Consider the following 13,068-nt stretch of genomic DNA (forward strand, 5'->3'; position numbering starts at 1 on the left):
CCGCTCAGTCGATCGGTGAGCCGGGTACCCAGCTGACGATGCGTACGTTCCACATCGGTGGTGCGGCGTCTCGTGCGGCGGCAGTCGACAACGTCACGATCCGTACGACCGGTGCGCTGAAGTTCAACAACCTGAAGTCGGTCGAGCACAACCAGGGTCACCTGGTCGCGGTCTCGCGTTCGGGCGAAGTCAGCGTCATCGACTCGAACGGTCGCGAGCGCGAGCGTTACAAGGTGCCTTATGGCGCCACCATCGCCGTGAAGGATGGCGACCCGGTGAAGTCCGGCCAGACCGTGGCCAACTGGGACCCGCATACCCACCCGATCGTCACGGAAGTGGCGGGCGTGGTGCGCTTCATCGACTTCATCGACGGCATCACCGTGCAGTCGCAGACCGATGAGCTCACCGGCCTCGAGTCGGCGGTGGTTACCGATCCGAAGCGTCGTGGTACGCAGGCCAAGGATYTGCGCCCGATCGTCCGCCTGGAAGACAGCAAGGGCCGTGAGCTCAAGCTGCCGGGTACGGATATCGCGGCCCAGTACTTCCTGCCGGCCGGCGCGATCGTGTCGATCCAGAACGGTACCGAAGTGGGCGTGGGTGACGTTGTCGCCCGTATCCCGCAGGAAACCTCGAAGACCCGCGACATCACGGGTGGTCTGCCGCGCGTTGCCGACCTGTTCGAAGCCCGCAAGCCGAAGGAGCCGGCGATCCTCGCGGAGCGCTCGGGTATCGTCAGCTTCGGCAAGGACACCAAGGGCAAGCAGCGCCTGATCATCAAGGATGTGGACGGCAACGAGCACGAGGAGCTGATTCCCAAGTGGCGTCAGGTCATCGTCTTCGAAGGCGAGCACGTGGAGAAGGGCGAGACCGTCGTCGACGGCGAGCCGAATCCGCATGACATCCTGCGCCTGCTGGGTGTCGAGCCGCTGGCCTCGTACCTGGTCAAGGAAATCCAGGACGTCTACCGCCTGCAGGGCGTGAAGATCAACGACAAGCACATCGAAGCGATCATTCGCCAGATGCTGCGCAAGGTCGAGATCACCGAGGCGGGTGACAGCACCTACCTGCGCGGCGAGCAGATCGAGCGCGTCCGGATCAACGAGGAAAACGATCGCGCCGAGAAGCGGGGCGAGCGTCGGGCCGGGTTCGAGTCGATCCTGCTGGGTATCACCAAGGCGTCGCTGGCCACCGAGTCGTTCATTTCGGCGGCTTCGTTCCAGGAAACCACCCGCGTCCTCACGGAAGCGGCGGTTCGTGGCACCCGCGACACGTTGCGCGGCCTCAAGGAAAATGTTATTGTTGGACGGCTAATCCCTGCGGGTACGGGTCTGGCATACCACGCTTCGCGTCGTAGCCAGGGCGGTCTGACGGCCTCGGAGCTCGAAACCCTCYCGGTTTCGACCCCGGCTGTCACGTTCGAAGAGGCCTCCGCCGGGTCCAACGATAGCGCCGAGTAAGGCCCTCCACGGGTTTTGCTTGTTACATACGAAATGAGGCGCAAGGAAGCGCCTCGTGTTCGGAATCACGGACGATGGGCGCCAACCCGCTTTGCGGGCTGCGCACGTCAACAACGCTTATCTGGCGGGCCGATCATTCGGTCTGCCTTTATGTTTCTCAGGAATAGCTTCGCATGACGACAGTCAACCAGTTGGTTCGCAAAGCCCGCAGCCCGAAGGCGTACAAGAGCGCGTCGCCGGCCCTGCAGAGCAGCCCGCAGCGTCGCGGCGTCTGCACGCGCGTTTACACGACCACCCCGAAGAAGCCGAACTCGGCGCTGCGTAAGGTTGCCAAGGTGCGCCTCACCAACGGTTTCGAAGTCATCAGCTACATCGGTGGCGAAGGTCATAATCTCCAGGAGCACTCGGTGGTCCTGATCCGTGGCGGTCGCGTCAAGGATCTCCCCGGTGTGCGTTACCACACGGTTCGCGGCAGTCTCGACTGCGCCGGCGTGACCAAGCGTCGCAAGTCGCGCTCGAAGTACGGCGCCAAGCGCCCGAAGAGCTGAGCAAAGGACAAGAATTATGTCGCGTAAAGGTTCCCATCCCGCCCGTGTGGTCCTCCCGGACCCGAAGCACGGAAGCCAGCTGATTGCCCGCTTCATCAATATGGTGATGAAGTCCGGTAAGAAGTCCGTTGCCGAATCCATTGTGTACGGCGCCCTCCAGCACATCAGCGAAAAGCATGGTGAGCCGGTGCAGCTCGTCGAGAAGGCCCTGGCGAACATCGCCCCGGCCGTCGAGGTGAAGTCGCGTCGCGTTGGTGGTGCTACGTACCAGGTTCCGGTCGAAGTCCGTCCGGGCCGCCGTATGGCGCTTGCCATGCGCTGGGTGATCGACGCGGCGCGCAAGCGCGGCGAGACGTCCATGCCGCGCAAGCTGGCCGCCGAACTGCTCGAAGCCTCGGAATCCCGTGGCGGCGCTGTCAAGAAGCGCGAAGAAACGCATCGTATGGCAGAGGCCAACAAGGCCTTCTCGCATTACCGCTGGTAATTACTACAGCTTCAGATTGAGGAAAGACCGTGGCACGCACCACTCCCATCGAGCGCTACCGCAACTTCGGCATCATGGCTCACATCGATGCCGGCAAGACCACGACCACGGAGCGCATCCTGTTCTACACCGGCGTCAGTCATAAGATTGGCGAGGTGCATGACGGTGCGGCGACGATGGACTGGATGGAGCAGGAGCAGGAGCGCGGCATCACCATCACTTCCGCTGCCACGACGGCATTCTGGAAGGGCATGGATCGTTCGCTGCCCGAGCACCGCTTCAACATCATCGACACCCCGGGACACGTCGACTTCACCATCGAAGTGGAGCGTTCGCTCCGCGTGCTCGATGGTGCGGTGTTCGTGCTCTGTGCCGTGGGTGGTGTGCAGCCGCAGTCCGAGACTGTCTGGCGTCAGGCCAACCGGTACAAGGTTCCGCGCATTGCGTTCGTCAATAAGATGGACCGCACGGGCGCGAACTTCTACAAGGTCGTCGACCAGCTGAAGGCCCGCCTTGGTGCCAACCCGGTGCCGATGCAGGTGCCGATCGGTGCCGAAGACAACTTCGACGGCGTTATCGACCTCCTCAAGATGAAGGCAATCAACTGGGACATGGAGTCCCAGGGCATGAAGTTCGAGTACAAGGAGATTCCGGCTGAGCTGCTCGAGAAGGCGACGACGGCACGTACGGCAATGATCGAAGCCGCCGCGGAAGCGACGGAAGCGTACATGGACAAGTACCTCGGTGGCGAAGAGCTGACCGAGCTCGAGATCATTGAAGGTCTGCGTCTGCGCACCCTGCGCAGCGAGATCATTCCGGTGTTGTGCGGTACCGCCTTCAAGAACAAGGGCGTCCAGGCCATGCTCGACGCGGTGGTCAACCTGCTGCCGTCGCCGCTCGACCGTCCGCCGGTCGAAGGTATCGACGAGAACGAGCAGCCGGACACCCGCGAAGCAAAGGACGACGCTCCGTTCTCGGCGCTGGCGTTCAAGATCATGACCGATCCGTTCGTCGGTGCGCTGACGTTCTTCCGTGTCTATTCGGGCACGCTGAACGCTGGTGACCCGGTGTACAACCCGGTCAAGTCGAAGAAGGAGCGCATCGGCCGCATGCTGCAGATGCACGCCAACGAGCGTCACGAACTGAAGGAAGTCCGCGCTGGCGATATCGCTGCTGCGGTCGGCCTCAAGGACGTCACGACCGGTGACACGCTCTGCGCGCAGGATCACATCATCACCCTGGAGCGCATGACGTTCCCGGAGCCGGTGATCTCGATGGCGGTCGAGCCGAAGACCAAGTCGGACCAGGAAAAGATGGGTGTCGCCCTCGGCCGTCTGGCCGCGGAAGATCCGTCGTTCCGCGTCAAGACGGACGAAGAGTCGGGTCAGACGATCATCTCGGGCATGGGCGAGCTTCACCTGGACATCCTGGTGGACCGCATGCGTCGCGAGTTCAACGTCGAAGCCAACGTCGGCAAGCCGCAGGTGGCTTATCGCGAAACGATTACGCTGCAGGACGTCAAGTCGGACTACAAGCACGCCAAGCAGTCCGGTGGTAAGGGTCAGTACGGTCACGTCGTGATCGAACTGTCGCCGATCACCGATGCCGATCGTGCCGATCCGAAGCTCACGATCAAGGACGATTTCCTTTTCATCAACGACATCTCCGGTGGCGTGATTCCGAAGGAATTCATTCCGTCGGTCGAAAAGGGCTTGCGCGAGACGATCACCAGCGGTCCGCTCGCGGGCTTCCCGGTCGTCGGCGTGAAGGTGAAGCTCGTCTTCGGTTCGTACCATGACGTCGATTCGTCGGAAATGGCGTTCAAGCTCGCCTCGTCGATGGCGTTCAAGCAGGGCTTTGCGAAGGCCAAGCCGGTACTGCTCGAGCCGATCATGAAGGTCGAAGTTGTGACGCCGCCTGACTATGTCGGTGACGTGATGGGCGATATTTCGCGCCGTCGCGGCATGCTGACCGGTCAGGAAGAAACGCCGTCGGGCAATACGATCAATGCGATGATTCCGCTTGGTGAAATGTTCGGTTACGCGACCACGATTCGTTCGCTGTCGCAGGGTCGCGCCACGTTCACCATGGAATTCGACCATTACGATCCGGCGCCCAGCAATGTCGCCGATGAGGTCATGAAGAGGTCCTGATAAGGGCTTCTTCTCTTAAACTTATAACGTTTTTTTTCGAGGTTTCAGGTCATGGCAAAGGGTAAGTTCGAGCGCAAGAAGCCGCACGTCAACGTCGGCACCATCGGTCACGTCGATCACGGCAAGACCACGCTGACGGCTGCACTGACGAAGATCGGTGCCGAGCGTTTTGGYGGTGAATTCAAGGACTACGGTTCGATCGACGCTGCGCCGGAAGAGAAGGCACGCGGCATCACGATCTCGACCGCCCACGTTGAATATGAATCGCCGATGCGCCACTACGGCCACGTCGATTGCCCGGGACATGCTGACTACGTCAAGAACATGATCACCGGTGCGGCGCAGATGGACGGCGCGATCCTGGTGTGCTCGGCCGCTGATGGCCCGATGCCGCAGACGCGCGAGCACATCCTGCTGTCGCGCCAGGTTGGCGTGCCGTACATCGTCGTGTTCCTGAACAAGGCCGACATGGTGGACGACGCCGAGCTGCTCGAGCTGGTCGAGATGGAAGTCCGCGAACTGCTGTCGAAGTACGAGTTCCCGGGCGACGACACCCCGATCATCCACGGTTCGGCCCGTCTTGCTCTTGACGGCGACCAGTCGGAAATCGGCGTGCCGTCGATCATCAAGCTGGTTGACGCGCTGGACAGCTGGATCCCGCAGCCGGAGCGTGACATCGACAAGCCGTTCCTGCTGCCGGTGGAAGACGTGTTCTCGATCTCCGGTCGCGGTACGGTGCTGACCGGTCGTGTTGAGCGCGGTATCGTCAAGGTGGGTGACCCGGCCGAAGTGATCGGTCTGAAGGACACCCAGACCACGACGGTCACGGGCGTGGAAATGTTCCGCAAGCTGCTCGATCAGGGTCAGGCCGGTGACAACGTCGGCGTGCTGGTCCGCGGTCTGAAGCGTGAAGACGTCGAGCGTGGCCAGGTTCTGGCCAAGCCGGGTTCGGTCACGCCGCACACCGAGTTCGAGGGTGAGGTGTACATCCTGTCGAAGGACGAGGGTGGCCGTCACACGCCGTTCTTCAGCAACTATCGTCCGCAGTTCTACTTCCGTACGACGGACGTGACCGGTTCGATCAAGCTGCCGGAAGGCGTCGAGATGGTGATGCCGGGTGACAACGTGAAGATCAACGTCACGCTGGGCTTCCCGATCGCCATGGACGAAGGCCTGCGTTTCGCGATCCGTGAAGGCGGTCGTACCGTCGGCGCCGGCGTCGTGGCAAAGATCAACAAGTAAGAACGATCGCCAGGGCAGGGTGACCTGCCCAGGTATCGAAAAACGGAGGCCTTCGGGCCTCCGTTTTTTTGTGGGAGCCAGCTATGCCGGCGATGGGGTTGCAGCGACCTGGCTATCGCCCCTGAAGCTGGTCCTAGATAACGGGCAGGGCAGGGTGGGGCTATTCCGCTTCGTTGGCTTTTCGCCGATGAATCGGCTCCGACATTTCCTGATGGAAAAGCTTCCCTTTTTTCCTTGGATCCGATATATTCGTCGGGTTATATACGTCGAGTGCCCTTCAAGGGCGCCGACACACAGCGAAATGAGGTGCACGGAATGTGCTTCGAGTTCGCAGGCAAGGATGCCGGGTAGAGTGCCAACGGGCCACGGGGCGGAAGCTCTGTTGACCCAATTCGTTGTGTATTCTATACTTTTCTGTCTGGGCAGGCCGATAACTCGGTCTGCCTGAACTTTTCGGGTCATTCCGGGCGGTTTTTACCGTTCCAGAGTGGCCCGTTGCAGCACCCGTAGTTAGGTAATTGGGTTGTGCGGGGTGGCGAGAAGCCATTCCGAATCACAAGAACGTTCTTTCGATAACAGGACACGGTTTTTATGGCGAACCAAAAGATTCGCATTCGGCTCAAGGCGTTCGATCATCGTCTGATCGATCGTTCGGCCAGCGAGATCGTCGAGACGGCCAAGCGCACCGGCGCTACGGTCCTCGGCCCGATCCCCCTGCCGACCAAGATTGAGCGCTACACCATTCTGGTGTCGCCGCACGTCGATAAAGATGCCCGCGACCAGTACGAAACTCGTACTCACAAGCGCGTTCTTGACATCATCGACCCCAACGACAAAACCGTGGACGCGCTCATGAAGCTCGATCTTGCGGCTGGCGTTGACGTGCAGATCAAGCTCGGCTGAGCGGAATAAAGGATACGAAGATGAGTATCGGACTAGTTGGCCGCAAATGCGGCATGAGCCGGCTCTTCACCGAAGATGGCCGCTCGATTCCGGTGACGCTGATTGAAGCGACCCCGAATCGTGTGACGCAGGTGAAGACCGAAGAAAACGACGGCTACAGCGCGGTGCAGGTTACGACCGGCGTCAAGCGCGCGTCGCTGCTGACGGGCCCCGCAAAGGGTCATTACGCCAAGGCCAAGGTTGAGCCGGGTCGCGGCCTGTGGGAATTCCGCGTGTCCGCGGAAGACGCAGGCAAGTACGCGATCGGCACCGAGATCAAGGCTGACGACGTGTTCACCGTCGGTCAGACGGTCGACGTCGCAGGCGTGTCGAAGGGTAAGGGTTTCCAGGGCACCATCAAGCGTCACCATTTCAAGATGGGCGATGCTACTCACGGTAACTCGCTGTCGCATCGCGCCCCTGGCTCGATCGGTCAGCGCCAGACGCCGGGTCGCGTGTTTCCTGGTAAGAAGATGTCGGGCCACATGGGCGCGGTCAACCGCACCCAGCAGGGTCTCGAAGTTGTCAAGGTCGACGCCGAGCGCCACCTGATCGCAGTCAAGGGCGCAGTCCCTGGCGCGCCGGGCGGTGACGTCGTGATTCGTCCGACGACCAAGGGCTGAGGAGAGACGCCATGGAACTCAACGTTATTGGCGCCAAGGCGCTCACCGTGTCGGACGAAGTGTTCGGCGGCGAGTACAAGAAGGCCCTCGTGCACCAGGTTGTCACCGCCTATCAGGCGGCTGGCCGTGCCGGTACGAAGGCTCAGCTGTCTCGCGGTCAGATGTCCGGTACGACCAAGAAGTTCAAGAAGCAGAAGGGCGGCGGTGCTCGCCACGGCGATTACCGCGCTCCGATCTTCGTYGGTGGTGGTAGGACGTTCGCAGCGAAGCCGCGTAGCTTCGAGCAGAAGGTCAACCGCAAGGCTTATCGTGTGGCGATCCGTTCGATCGTTGCCGAGCTGACCCGCCAGGGTCGCCTGAAGGTTGTGCCCGAGCTTTCGATCGAAGGCCCGAGCACCAAGGGCATGATCGCCAAGCTGGCCCAGCTCGAAGTCAAGGGTCGTGTGCTGCTGGTGTCGGAAGATGCCACCGAAGCGCTCTACCTGTCCGCTCGCAATATTCCGTACATCCACGTCGTCGACGTTCTGGCCCTGAATCCGGTCAGCCTCGTCGGTAGCGACTTCGTCGTCATGACGGTGGACGCGGTCAAGAAAGTCGAGGAGTGGCTCGCATGAGCACTGAACGCACGCTCAATACGCTTCGCGCGCCGCACATCTCTGAGAAGTCGGCTCGCCTTGCTGAGAACAACCAGTACGTTTTCGTCGTGGCGCCTGAGGCGACCAAGGCCGATGTCCGTGCAGCGGTGGAACATCTCTTCGACGTCAAAGTCGTGGACGTGAACCTCGTGAACACAAAGGGCAAGGTCAAGTCGTTCCGCTTTCGCACTGGCAACCGCCAGGGCAAGCGCAAGGCCTACGTGCGCCTCGCCGACGGTCACACGATCGACGTGTCGGCCAAGGCCTGAGCCAGGAGTTGAATTGAGATGGCACTGATCACTCACAAGCCGACCTCCCCGGGACGCCGCGACGCTGTCAGCGTGCGGACCGAAGGTCTGCACAAGGGCGCACCTTACGCGCCCCTGACCGAATCGCAGTCGAAGACGGGTGGCCGCAACCACTACGGTCGCATCACCACGCGTCATCGCGGCGGCGGTCATAAGCAGGCATACCGCATCATCGATTTCAAGCGCGACAAGGAAGGCATTGCCGCCGTTGTCGAGCGTCTTGAATACGACCCGAACCGCACCGCGCATATCGCGCTGCTGTGCTACGCCGATGGCGAGCGCCGCTACATCATCGCGCCGAAGGGCGTGGCGGTGGGTGACCGTCTCGTGTCGGGCTCCGACTCCCCGATCAAGCCGGGTAACTGCCTGCCGCTTCGTTCGATCCCGGTCGGTTCGACGATCCACTGCATCGAGATGAAGCCGGGCAAGGGTGCGCAGATTGCGCGTTCCGCCGGTGCATCGGTCCAGCTGGTCGCTCGTGAGCAGGGTTATGCAACGCTGCGTCTTCGCTCCGGCGAAATGCGTCGCGTCCCGGTTGAATGCCGCGCCACCATTGGTGAAGTCGGCAACTCGGAGCACAGCCTGCGCAAGCTCGGCAAGGCCGGTAAGAAGCGCTGGGCGGGTATCCGTCCGACGGTTCGCGGCGTGGTGATGAACCCGGTCGACCATCCGCATGGCGGTGGTGAAGGTAAGACCTCTGGCGGCCGTCACCCGGTCAGCCCGTGGGGTACCCCGACCAAGGGTTACAAGACGCGTAACAACAAGCGCACCCAGCAGTTCATCGTGCGTCGTCGCAAGTAATTAGGAAACGATCATGCCGCGCTCTCTAAAAAAAGGTCCGTTCGTCGACCTGCACCTCGTGAAAAAGGTGGAAGCCGCCGTTTCCGCCAATAACAAGCGTCCGATCAAGACCTGGTCGCGTCGTTCGATGATCCTGCCGGAGATGGTCGGTCTGACCATCGCCATCCACAACGGCCGCCAGCACGTGCCTGTGTTGATCAACGAGAACATGGTCGGGCACAAGCTCGGCGAGTTCGCGGTGACCCGCACGTACAAGGGCCACGCCGGCGACAAGAAGGGCAAGTGATGAGCACTGAAGCCAAAGCGATCCTGCGCAGCGCCCGCATTTCGGCGCAGAAGGCACGCCTGGTGGCTGACCTGGTCCGCGGTATGCCCGTGGGCCGAGCCAGCGACGTGCTCGCCTTTACCAACAAGAAGGCCGCTCACCTTGTTCGCAAGGTGCTGCTCTCCGCCGTCGCCAACGCCGAAAACAATCTCGGCGCCGACGTGGACGAGCTGAAGGTCGTCCGTATCTTCGTAGACGAAGGTCCGGCGATGAAGCGTATGTACGCCCGCGCCAAAGGCCGCGGTTCGCGCATCCTGAAGCGCACCAGCCACGTTACTGTGGTTGTTGGCAACTGACTGGGGTAAGACACGATGGGTCATAAAGTACATCCCACCGGTATCCGCCTCGGCATTGCCAAGGATTGGAACTCGAAGTGGTACGCCAATAAGGGCGAATATGCGGTCTATCTCGCAGCTGACCTCAAGGTCCGCGAGATGCTCCGCAAGAAGCTCGCCGCTGCCGGTATCTCGAAGATCCAGATCGAGCGTCCGGCCAAGACCGCCCGCGTGACGATTCACACCGCCCGTCCGGGCGTGGTGATCGGTAAGAAGGGCGAGGACATCGAGAAGCTGCGTAAGGAAGTCACCGACATGATGGGCGTTCCGACGCACATCAACGTCAGCGAAGTCCGTAAGCCGGAGCTCGACGCCCAGCTTGTTGCCGAATCGATTGCTCAGCAGCTCGAGCGTCGCATCATGTTCCGCCGCGCGATGAAGCGCTCGGTCGGCAACGCGATGCGCCTCGGTGCCCTGGGCATCAAGATCAACGTCTCCGGCCGTCTGAATGGCGCCGAGATCGCCCGCTCCGAGTGGTCCCGTGAAGGTCGCGTTCCGCTGCACACGCTGCGTGCGGATATCGACTATGGCACCGCCGAAGCCAAGACCCAGTACGGCATCATCGGTGTCAAGGTATGGGTCTATAAGGGCGAGATCTTCGATCTGGCAGCAGCTACCGCCGAGTCGAAGGAAGAACAGCAGCCTCAGCAGTCGCGCCGCGATGGTGGTGAAAACCGCCGCGAGCGGACGGCCAAGTAAGGAGTGTTGCCATGTTGCAACCTAAGCGTACCAAGTACCGCAAGATGCATAAGGGTCGTAATGACGGCCTTGCATTCAATTCCAACCTCGTGAGCTTCGGCGAGTACGGCCTCAAGGCGACGACGCACGGTCAGCTGACCGCACGTCAGATCGAAGCGGCCCGTCGTTGCATCACGCGCTTCGTCAAGCGTGGCGGCAAGCTCTGGATCCGCGTGTTCCCGGACAAGCCGATCACCCGTAAGCCCATCGAAGTTCGAATGGGTGCGGGTAAGGGTAGCGTCGAGTTCTGGGTCGCCCCGATCCAGCCTGGCCGCATGCTTTATGAAATCGAAGGTGTCGACGAGACGACGGCACGCGAAGCGTTCCGCCTGGCGGCAGCCAAGCTGTCCGTGCAGACTCAGTTCGTCTCCAGGGCGGTGATGTAATGGCCAGCAAAGATATCAACCAGAAGTCGGCGGACGAGCTCAAGCAGGATCTGCTGGACCTTCGCAAGGAGCAGTTCAATCTGCGCATGCAGAAAGGCTCCGGTCAGCTCACCCAGCCGCACCAGCTGCGCCGCGTTCGGCGTGACATCGCCCGCACGAAATTCGTGCTCGGCGCTAAGAAGTAAGGACGGCGGACATGAGCGAAATCAAGAAGACCGCGCGTACCCTTACGGGTCGCGTCATCAGCAACAAAATGAACCAGACCGTGACCGTGCTGATCGAGCGCCAGGTGCAGCATTGGCTGCTCGGCAAGATCATCCGTCGCTCCACGAAGCTTCACGCACATGACGAGACCGGTGCGAACGAAGGTGACCTGGTGCGCATCGCGGAATGCCGTCCGCTGTCGAAGACCAAGCATCACCGCGTGGTCGAAATCATCACGCGCGCTGAAGTCTAAGGAGAGCTGCCATGATTCAGGTACAGAGCACGCTTTCCGCAGCTGACAACAGCGGCGCGAAGGAAATGATGTGCATCAAGGTGCTCGGTGGCTCGAAGCGCCGTTACGCCAGCGTTGGTGATGTCATCAAGGTGACCATCAAGGACGCCATTCCTCGCGGTAAGGTCAAGAAGGGCGAGGTTTACAATGCCGTGGTGGTTCGTACCGCCAAGGGTGTTCGCCGCGCCGATGGCTCCGTTATCCGTTTCGACGGTAACGCAGCTGTCCTCCTCAACAATAAGCTCGAGCCGATCGGTACCCGTATTTTCGGGCCGGTTACACGCGAGCTGCGCACCGAGAAGTTCATGAAGATCGTCTCGCTTGCGCCCGAAGTGCTCTGAGCGGAGGCCAGAACATGAACCGTATCCGCAAGGGTGACAACGTCGTCGTCACCACCGGCAAGAACAAGGGACAGCGCGGCGACGTGCTGCGTGTCGACGGCGAGCGCGTTGTCGTCTCGAACGTCAACCTGGTCAAGCGTCACACCAAGCCGAACCCCCAGGCCAACCAKCCTGGCGGTATCGTCGAGCGTGAAGCTTCGATCCATATCTCCAACGTACAGCTCTTCAACTCCGCCACGAACAAGGGCGAGCGCGCTGGCACCAAGACGCTCGAGGACGGGCGCAAAGTGCGCGTGTTCCGTTCTGGCGAAGTCGTCGACGCGTAAGGAATCGAAGTCATGACCCGCCTTGAAACGTTTTACAAAGAGTCGGTAATGTCGAAGCTCACTGAGCGCTTCGGTTACCAGAACGTCATGGAAGTCCCGCGCATCTCGAAGATCACGCTCAACATGGGCGTCGGCGAAGCCGCCGGTAACAAGAAGATCCTCGAGAACGCGGTCGCCGATATGACCAAGATCGCCGGCCAGAAGCCGATCACGACGAAGGCCCGCGTGTCGGTCGCTTCGTTCAAGATCCGCGACGGTTGGCCGATCGGTTGCAAGGTCACGCTGCGTCGTGCCCAGATGTGGGAATTCCTGGATCGCCTGATCAACATCTCGCTGCCGCGTACGCGCGACTTCCGTGGTGTCTCGGGCCGTGCTTTCGATGGCCGTGGTAATTACAACTTCGGCATCAAGGAACAGATCATTTTCCCGGAAATCGACTTCGATCAGGTTGATGCGCTGCGCGGTATGGATATCTCCATCACCACGACCGCCAAGACCGACGAAGAAGCCAAGGCGCTGCTGGAAGCATTCAGCTTCCCGTTCCGCAACTGATTACAGGTAGAACATGGCTAAGACCTCGATGATCCAGCGCGATGTTAAGCGCACCAAGCTCGTCAAGAAGTTCGCTACCAAGCGTGCCGAACTGAAGGCGGTCGTCCTGAGCTCCACTGCCTCGTATGAGGAAAAGATGGAAGCCCAGACGAAGCTGCAGAAGCTCCCGCGTGATGCCAGCCCGGCGCGCCAGCGTAATCGCTGCGCCCTGACCGGCCGCCCGCGTGGCGTCTACAGCAAGTTCGGCCTTGGTCGCAACAAGCTTCGCGAAGCCACCATGCGCGGCGATGTGCCGRGCCTGCGTAAGGCTAGCTGGTAAAAAACTCGCCATCGGCGGGGCAAGCTGTTATAGTCGTCGGTCTGCGCAACGCAGACC

The 13,068-nt window shown here is 61.1% G+C and carries 19 protein-coding genes and 1 pseudogene; all 20 read left to right on the forward strand.

The window, feature by feature from the left end:
* Nucleotides 1-1,457, forward strand: a pseudogene (locus AC1DSN_RS10445) (DNA-directed RNA polymerase subunit beta'); the annotation flags it as partial.
* Between the two features lie 173 nt (nucleotides 1,458-1,630).
* A complete protein-coding gene (gene rpsL / locus AC1DSN_RS10450) occupies nucleotides 1,631-2,005 on the forward strand; it encodes a 30S ribosomal protein S12 (RefSeq protein WP_046969520.1) in 375 nt (124 codons plus the stop codon).
* A gap of 16 nt (nucleotides 2,006-2,021) precedes the next feature.
* Complete coding sequence (gene rpsG / locus AC1DSN_RS10455; RefSeq protein ID WP_063570528.1) at nucleotides 2,022-2,489, forward strand: 30S ribosomal protein S7; 468 nt, start codon at nucleotides 2,022-2,024, stop codon at nucleotides 2,487-2,489.
* A 29-nt stretch (nucleotides 2,490-2,518) separates the two neighbouring features.
* Nucleotides 2,519-4,642, forward strand: a complete 2,124-nt coding sequence (gene fusA, locus AC1DSN_RS10460; protein ID WP_213950021.1) for an elongation factor G — start codon at nucleotides 2,519-2,521, stop codon at nucleotides 4,640-4,642.
* Between the two features lie 51 nt (nucleotides 4,643-4,693).
* On the forward strand, nucleotides 4,694-5,884 hold the full coding sequence (tuf, locus tag AC1DSN_RS10465; RefSeq protein WP_063570535.1) for an elongation factor Tu: 1,191 nt from the start codon (nucleotides 4,694-4,696) through the stop codon (nucleotides 5,882-5,884).
* A 591-nt stretch (nucleotides 5,885-6,475) separates the two neighbouring features.
* A complete protein-coding gene (gene rpsJ, locus AC1DSN_RS10470; RefSeq protein WP_036140140.1) occupies nucleotides 6,476-6,787 on the forward strand; it encodes a 30S ribosomal protein S10 in 312 nt (103 codons plus the stop codon).
* A 20-nt stretch (nucleotides 6,788-6,807) separates the two neighbouring features.
* Nucleotides 6,808-7,449, forward strand: coding sequence for a 50S ribosomal protein L3 (rplC, locus tag AC1DSN_RS10475; RefSeq protein ID WP_063570880.1), 642 nt, complete (start codon nucleotides 6,808-6,810; stop codon nucleotides 7,447-7,449).
* A gap of 11 nt (nucleotides 7,450-7,460) precedes the next feature.
* A complete protein-coding gene (gene rplD, locus AC1DSN_RS10480) occupies nucleotides 7,461-8,063 on the forward strand; it encodes a 50S ribosomal protein L4 (protein WP_063570881.1) in 603 nt (200 codons plus the stop codon).
* Nucleotides 8,060-8,353 carry a 50S ribosomal protein L23 gene (gene rplW, locus AC1DSN_RS10485; RefSeq protein WP_046967254.1) on the forward strand — a complete coding sequence of 98 codons (294 nt, stop codon included), beginning with the start codon at nucleotides 8,060-8,062 and terminating at the stop codon, nucleotides 8,351-8,353. Before rplD ends, rplW begins: the two co-directional genes overlap by 4 nt.
* Nucleotides 8,354-8,371: 18 nt before the next feature.
* Nucleotides 8,372-9,193 carry a 50S ribosomal protein L2 gene (rplB, locus tag AC1DSN_RS10490; protein ID WP_046967253.1) on the forward strand — a complete coding sequence of 274 codons (822 nt, stop codon included), beginning with the start codon at nucleotides 8,372-8,374 and terminating at the stop codon, nucleotides 9,191-9,193.
* A 13-nt stretch (nucleotides 9,194-9,206) separates the two neighbouring features.
* Entirely contained in the window at nucleotides 9,207-9,479 is a 273-nt protein-coding gene (gene rpsS / locus AC1DSN_RS10495) for a 30S ribosomal protein S19 (protein WP_029213892.1), read from the forward strand.
* A complete protein-coding gene (rplV, locus tag AC1DSN_RS10500) occupies nucleotides 9,479-9,814 on the forward strand; it encodes a 50S ribosomal protein L22 (RefSeq protein ID WP_046967252.1) in 336 nt (111 codons plus the stop codon). Before rpsS ends, rplV begins: the two co-directional genes overlap by 1 nt.
* A gap of 15 nt (nucleotides 9,815-9,829) precedes the next feature.
* Nucleotides 9,830-10,552 (forward strand): 30S ribosomal protein S3, encoded by a 723-nt coding sequence (rpsC, locus tag AC1DSN_RS10505; protein ID WP_063570882.1) that lies wholly within the window; start codon nucleotides 9,830-9,832, stop codon nucleotides 10,550-10,552.
* Nucleotides 10,553-10,563: 11 nt separating this feature from the next.
* A complete protein-coding gene (rplP, locus tag AC1DSN_RS10510; RefSeq protein WP_046967250.1) occupies nucleotides 10,564-10,977 on the forward strand; it encodes a 50S ribosomal protein L16 in 414 nt (137 codons plus the stop codon).
* Entirely contained in the window at nucleotides 10,977-11,162 is a 186-nt protein-coding gene (gene rpmC, locus AC1DSN_RS10515) for a 50S ribosomal protein L29 (protein WP_046967249.1), read from the forward strand. Before rplP ends, rpmC begins: the two co-directional genes overlap by 1 nt.
* Nucleotides 11,163-11,173: 11 nt before the next feature.
* Entirely contained in the window at nucleotides 11,174-11,434 is a 261-nt protein-coding gene (rpsQ, locus tag AC1DSN_RS10520; RefSeq protein ID WP_063570883.1) for a 30S ribosomal protein S17, read from the forward strand.
* Nucleotides 11,435-11,445: 11 nt separating this feature from the next.
* A complete protein-coding gene (gene rplN / locus AC1DSN_RS10525; RefSeq protein WP_063570884.1) occupies nucleotides 11,446-11,814 on the forward strand; it encodes a 50S ribosomal protein L14 in 369 nt (122 codons plus the stop codon).
* Between the two features lie 14 nt (nucleotides 11,815-11,828).
* Nucleotides 11,829-12,140, forward strand: coding sequence for a 50S ribosomal protein L24 (gene rplX / locus AC1DSN_RS10530; protein ID WP_477330598.1), 312 nt, complete (start codon nucleotides 11,829-11,831; stop codon nucleotides 12,138-12,140).
* Between the two features lie 12 nt (nucleotides 12,141-12,152).
* The gene (gene rplE / locus AC1DSN_RS10535) at nucleotides 12,153-12,692 is read left to right on the forward strand and encodes a 50S ribosomal protein L5 (protein WP_046967245.1); all 540 of its coding nucleotides are present in this window, start codon (nucleotides 12,153-12,155) and stop codon (nucleotides 12,690-12,692) included.
* Between the two features lie 13 nt (nucleotides 12,693-12,705).
* The gene (gene rpsN, locus AC1DSN_RS10540) at nucleotides 12,706-13,011 is read left to right on the forward strand and encodes a 30S ribosomal protein S14 (protein WP_477330600.1); all 306 of its coding nucleotides are present in this window, start codon (nucleotides 12,706-12,708) and stop codon (nucleotides 13,009-13,011) included.
* Nucleotides 13,012-13,068 lie beyond the last annotated feature (57 nt).

The organism is Luteibacter sp. P4_D7_3 (assembly GCF_056401735.1).

Excerpts from the sequence above, each read along its gene's own strand:
- rpsJ (WP_036140140.1), top strand. The coding sequence starts at position 6,476 with ATGGCGAACCAAAAGATTCGCATTCGGCTCAAGGCGTTCGATCATCGT.
- rpsL (WP_046969520.1), top strand. The coding sequence starts at position 1,631 with ATGACGACAGTCAACCAGTTGGTTCGCAAAGCCCGCAGCCCGAAGGCG.
- rpsC (WP_063570882.1), top strand. The coding sequence starts at position 9,830 with ATGGGTCATAAAGTACATCCCACCGGTATCCGCCTCGGCATTGCCAAG.
- rplN (WP_063570884.1), top strand. The coding sequence starts at position 11,446 with ATGATTCAGGTACAGAGCACGCTTTCCGCAGCTGACAACAGCGGCGCG.
- rpsQ (WP_063570883.1), top strand. The coding sequence starts at position 11,174 with ATGAGCGAAATCAAGAAGACCGCGCGTACCCTTACGGGTCGCGTCATC.
- rpmC (WP_046967249.1), top strand. The coding sequence starts at position 10,977 with ATGGCCAGCAAAGATATCAACCAGAAGTCGGCGGACGAGCTCAAGCAG.
- rplC (WP_063570880.1), top strand. The coding sequence starts at position 6,808 with ATGAGTATCGGACTAGTTGGCCGCAAATGCGGCATGAGCCGGCTCTTC.
- rpsS (WP_029213892.1), top strand. The coding sequence starts at position 9,207 with ATGCCGCGCTCTCTAAAAAAAGGTCCGTTCGTCGACCTGCACCTCGTG.
- rplP (WP_046967250.1), top strand. The coding sequence starts at position 10,564 with ATGTTGCAACCTAAGCGTACCAAGTACCGCAAGATGCATAAGGGTCGT.
- rplW (WP_046967254.1), top strand. The coding sequence starts at position 8,060 with ATGAGCACTGAACGCACGCTCAATACGCTTCGCGCGCCGCACATCTCT.
- rpsG (WP_063570528.1), top strand. The coding sequence starts at position 2,022 with ATGTCGCGTAAAGGTTCCCATCCCGCCCGTGTGGTCCTCCCGGACCCG.
- rplB (WP_046967253.1), top strand. The coding sequence starts at position 8,372 with ATGGCACTGATCACTCACAAGCCGACCTCCCCGGGACGCCGCGACGCT.
- rplE (WP_046967245.1), top strand. The coding sequence starts at position 12,153 with ATGACCCGCCTTGAAACGTTTTACAAAGAGTCGGTAATGTCGAAGCTC.
- rplV (WP_046967252.1), top strand. The coding sequence starts at position 9,479 with ATGAGCACTGAAGCCAAAGCGATCCTGCGCAGCGCCCGCATTTCGGCG.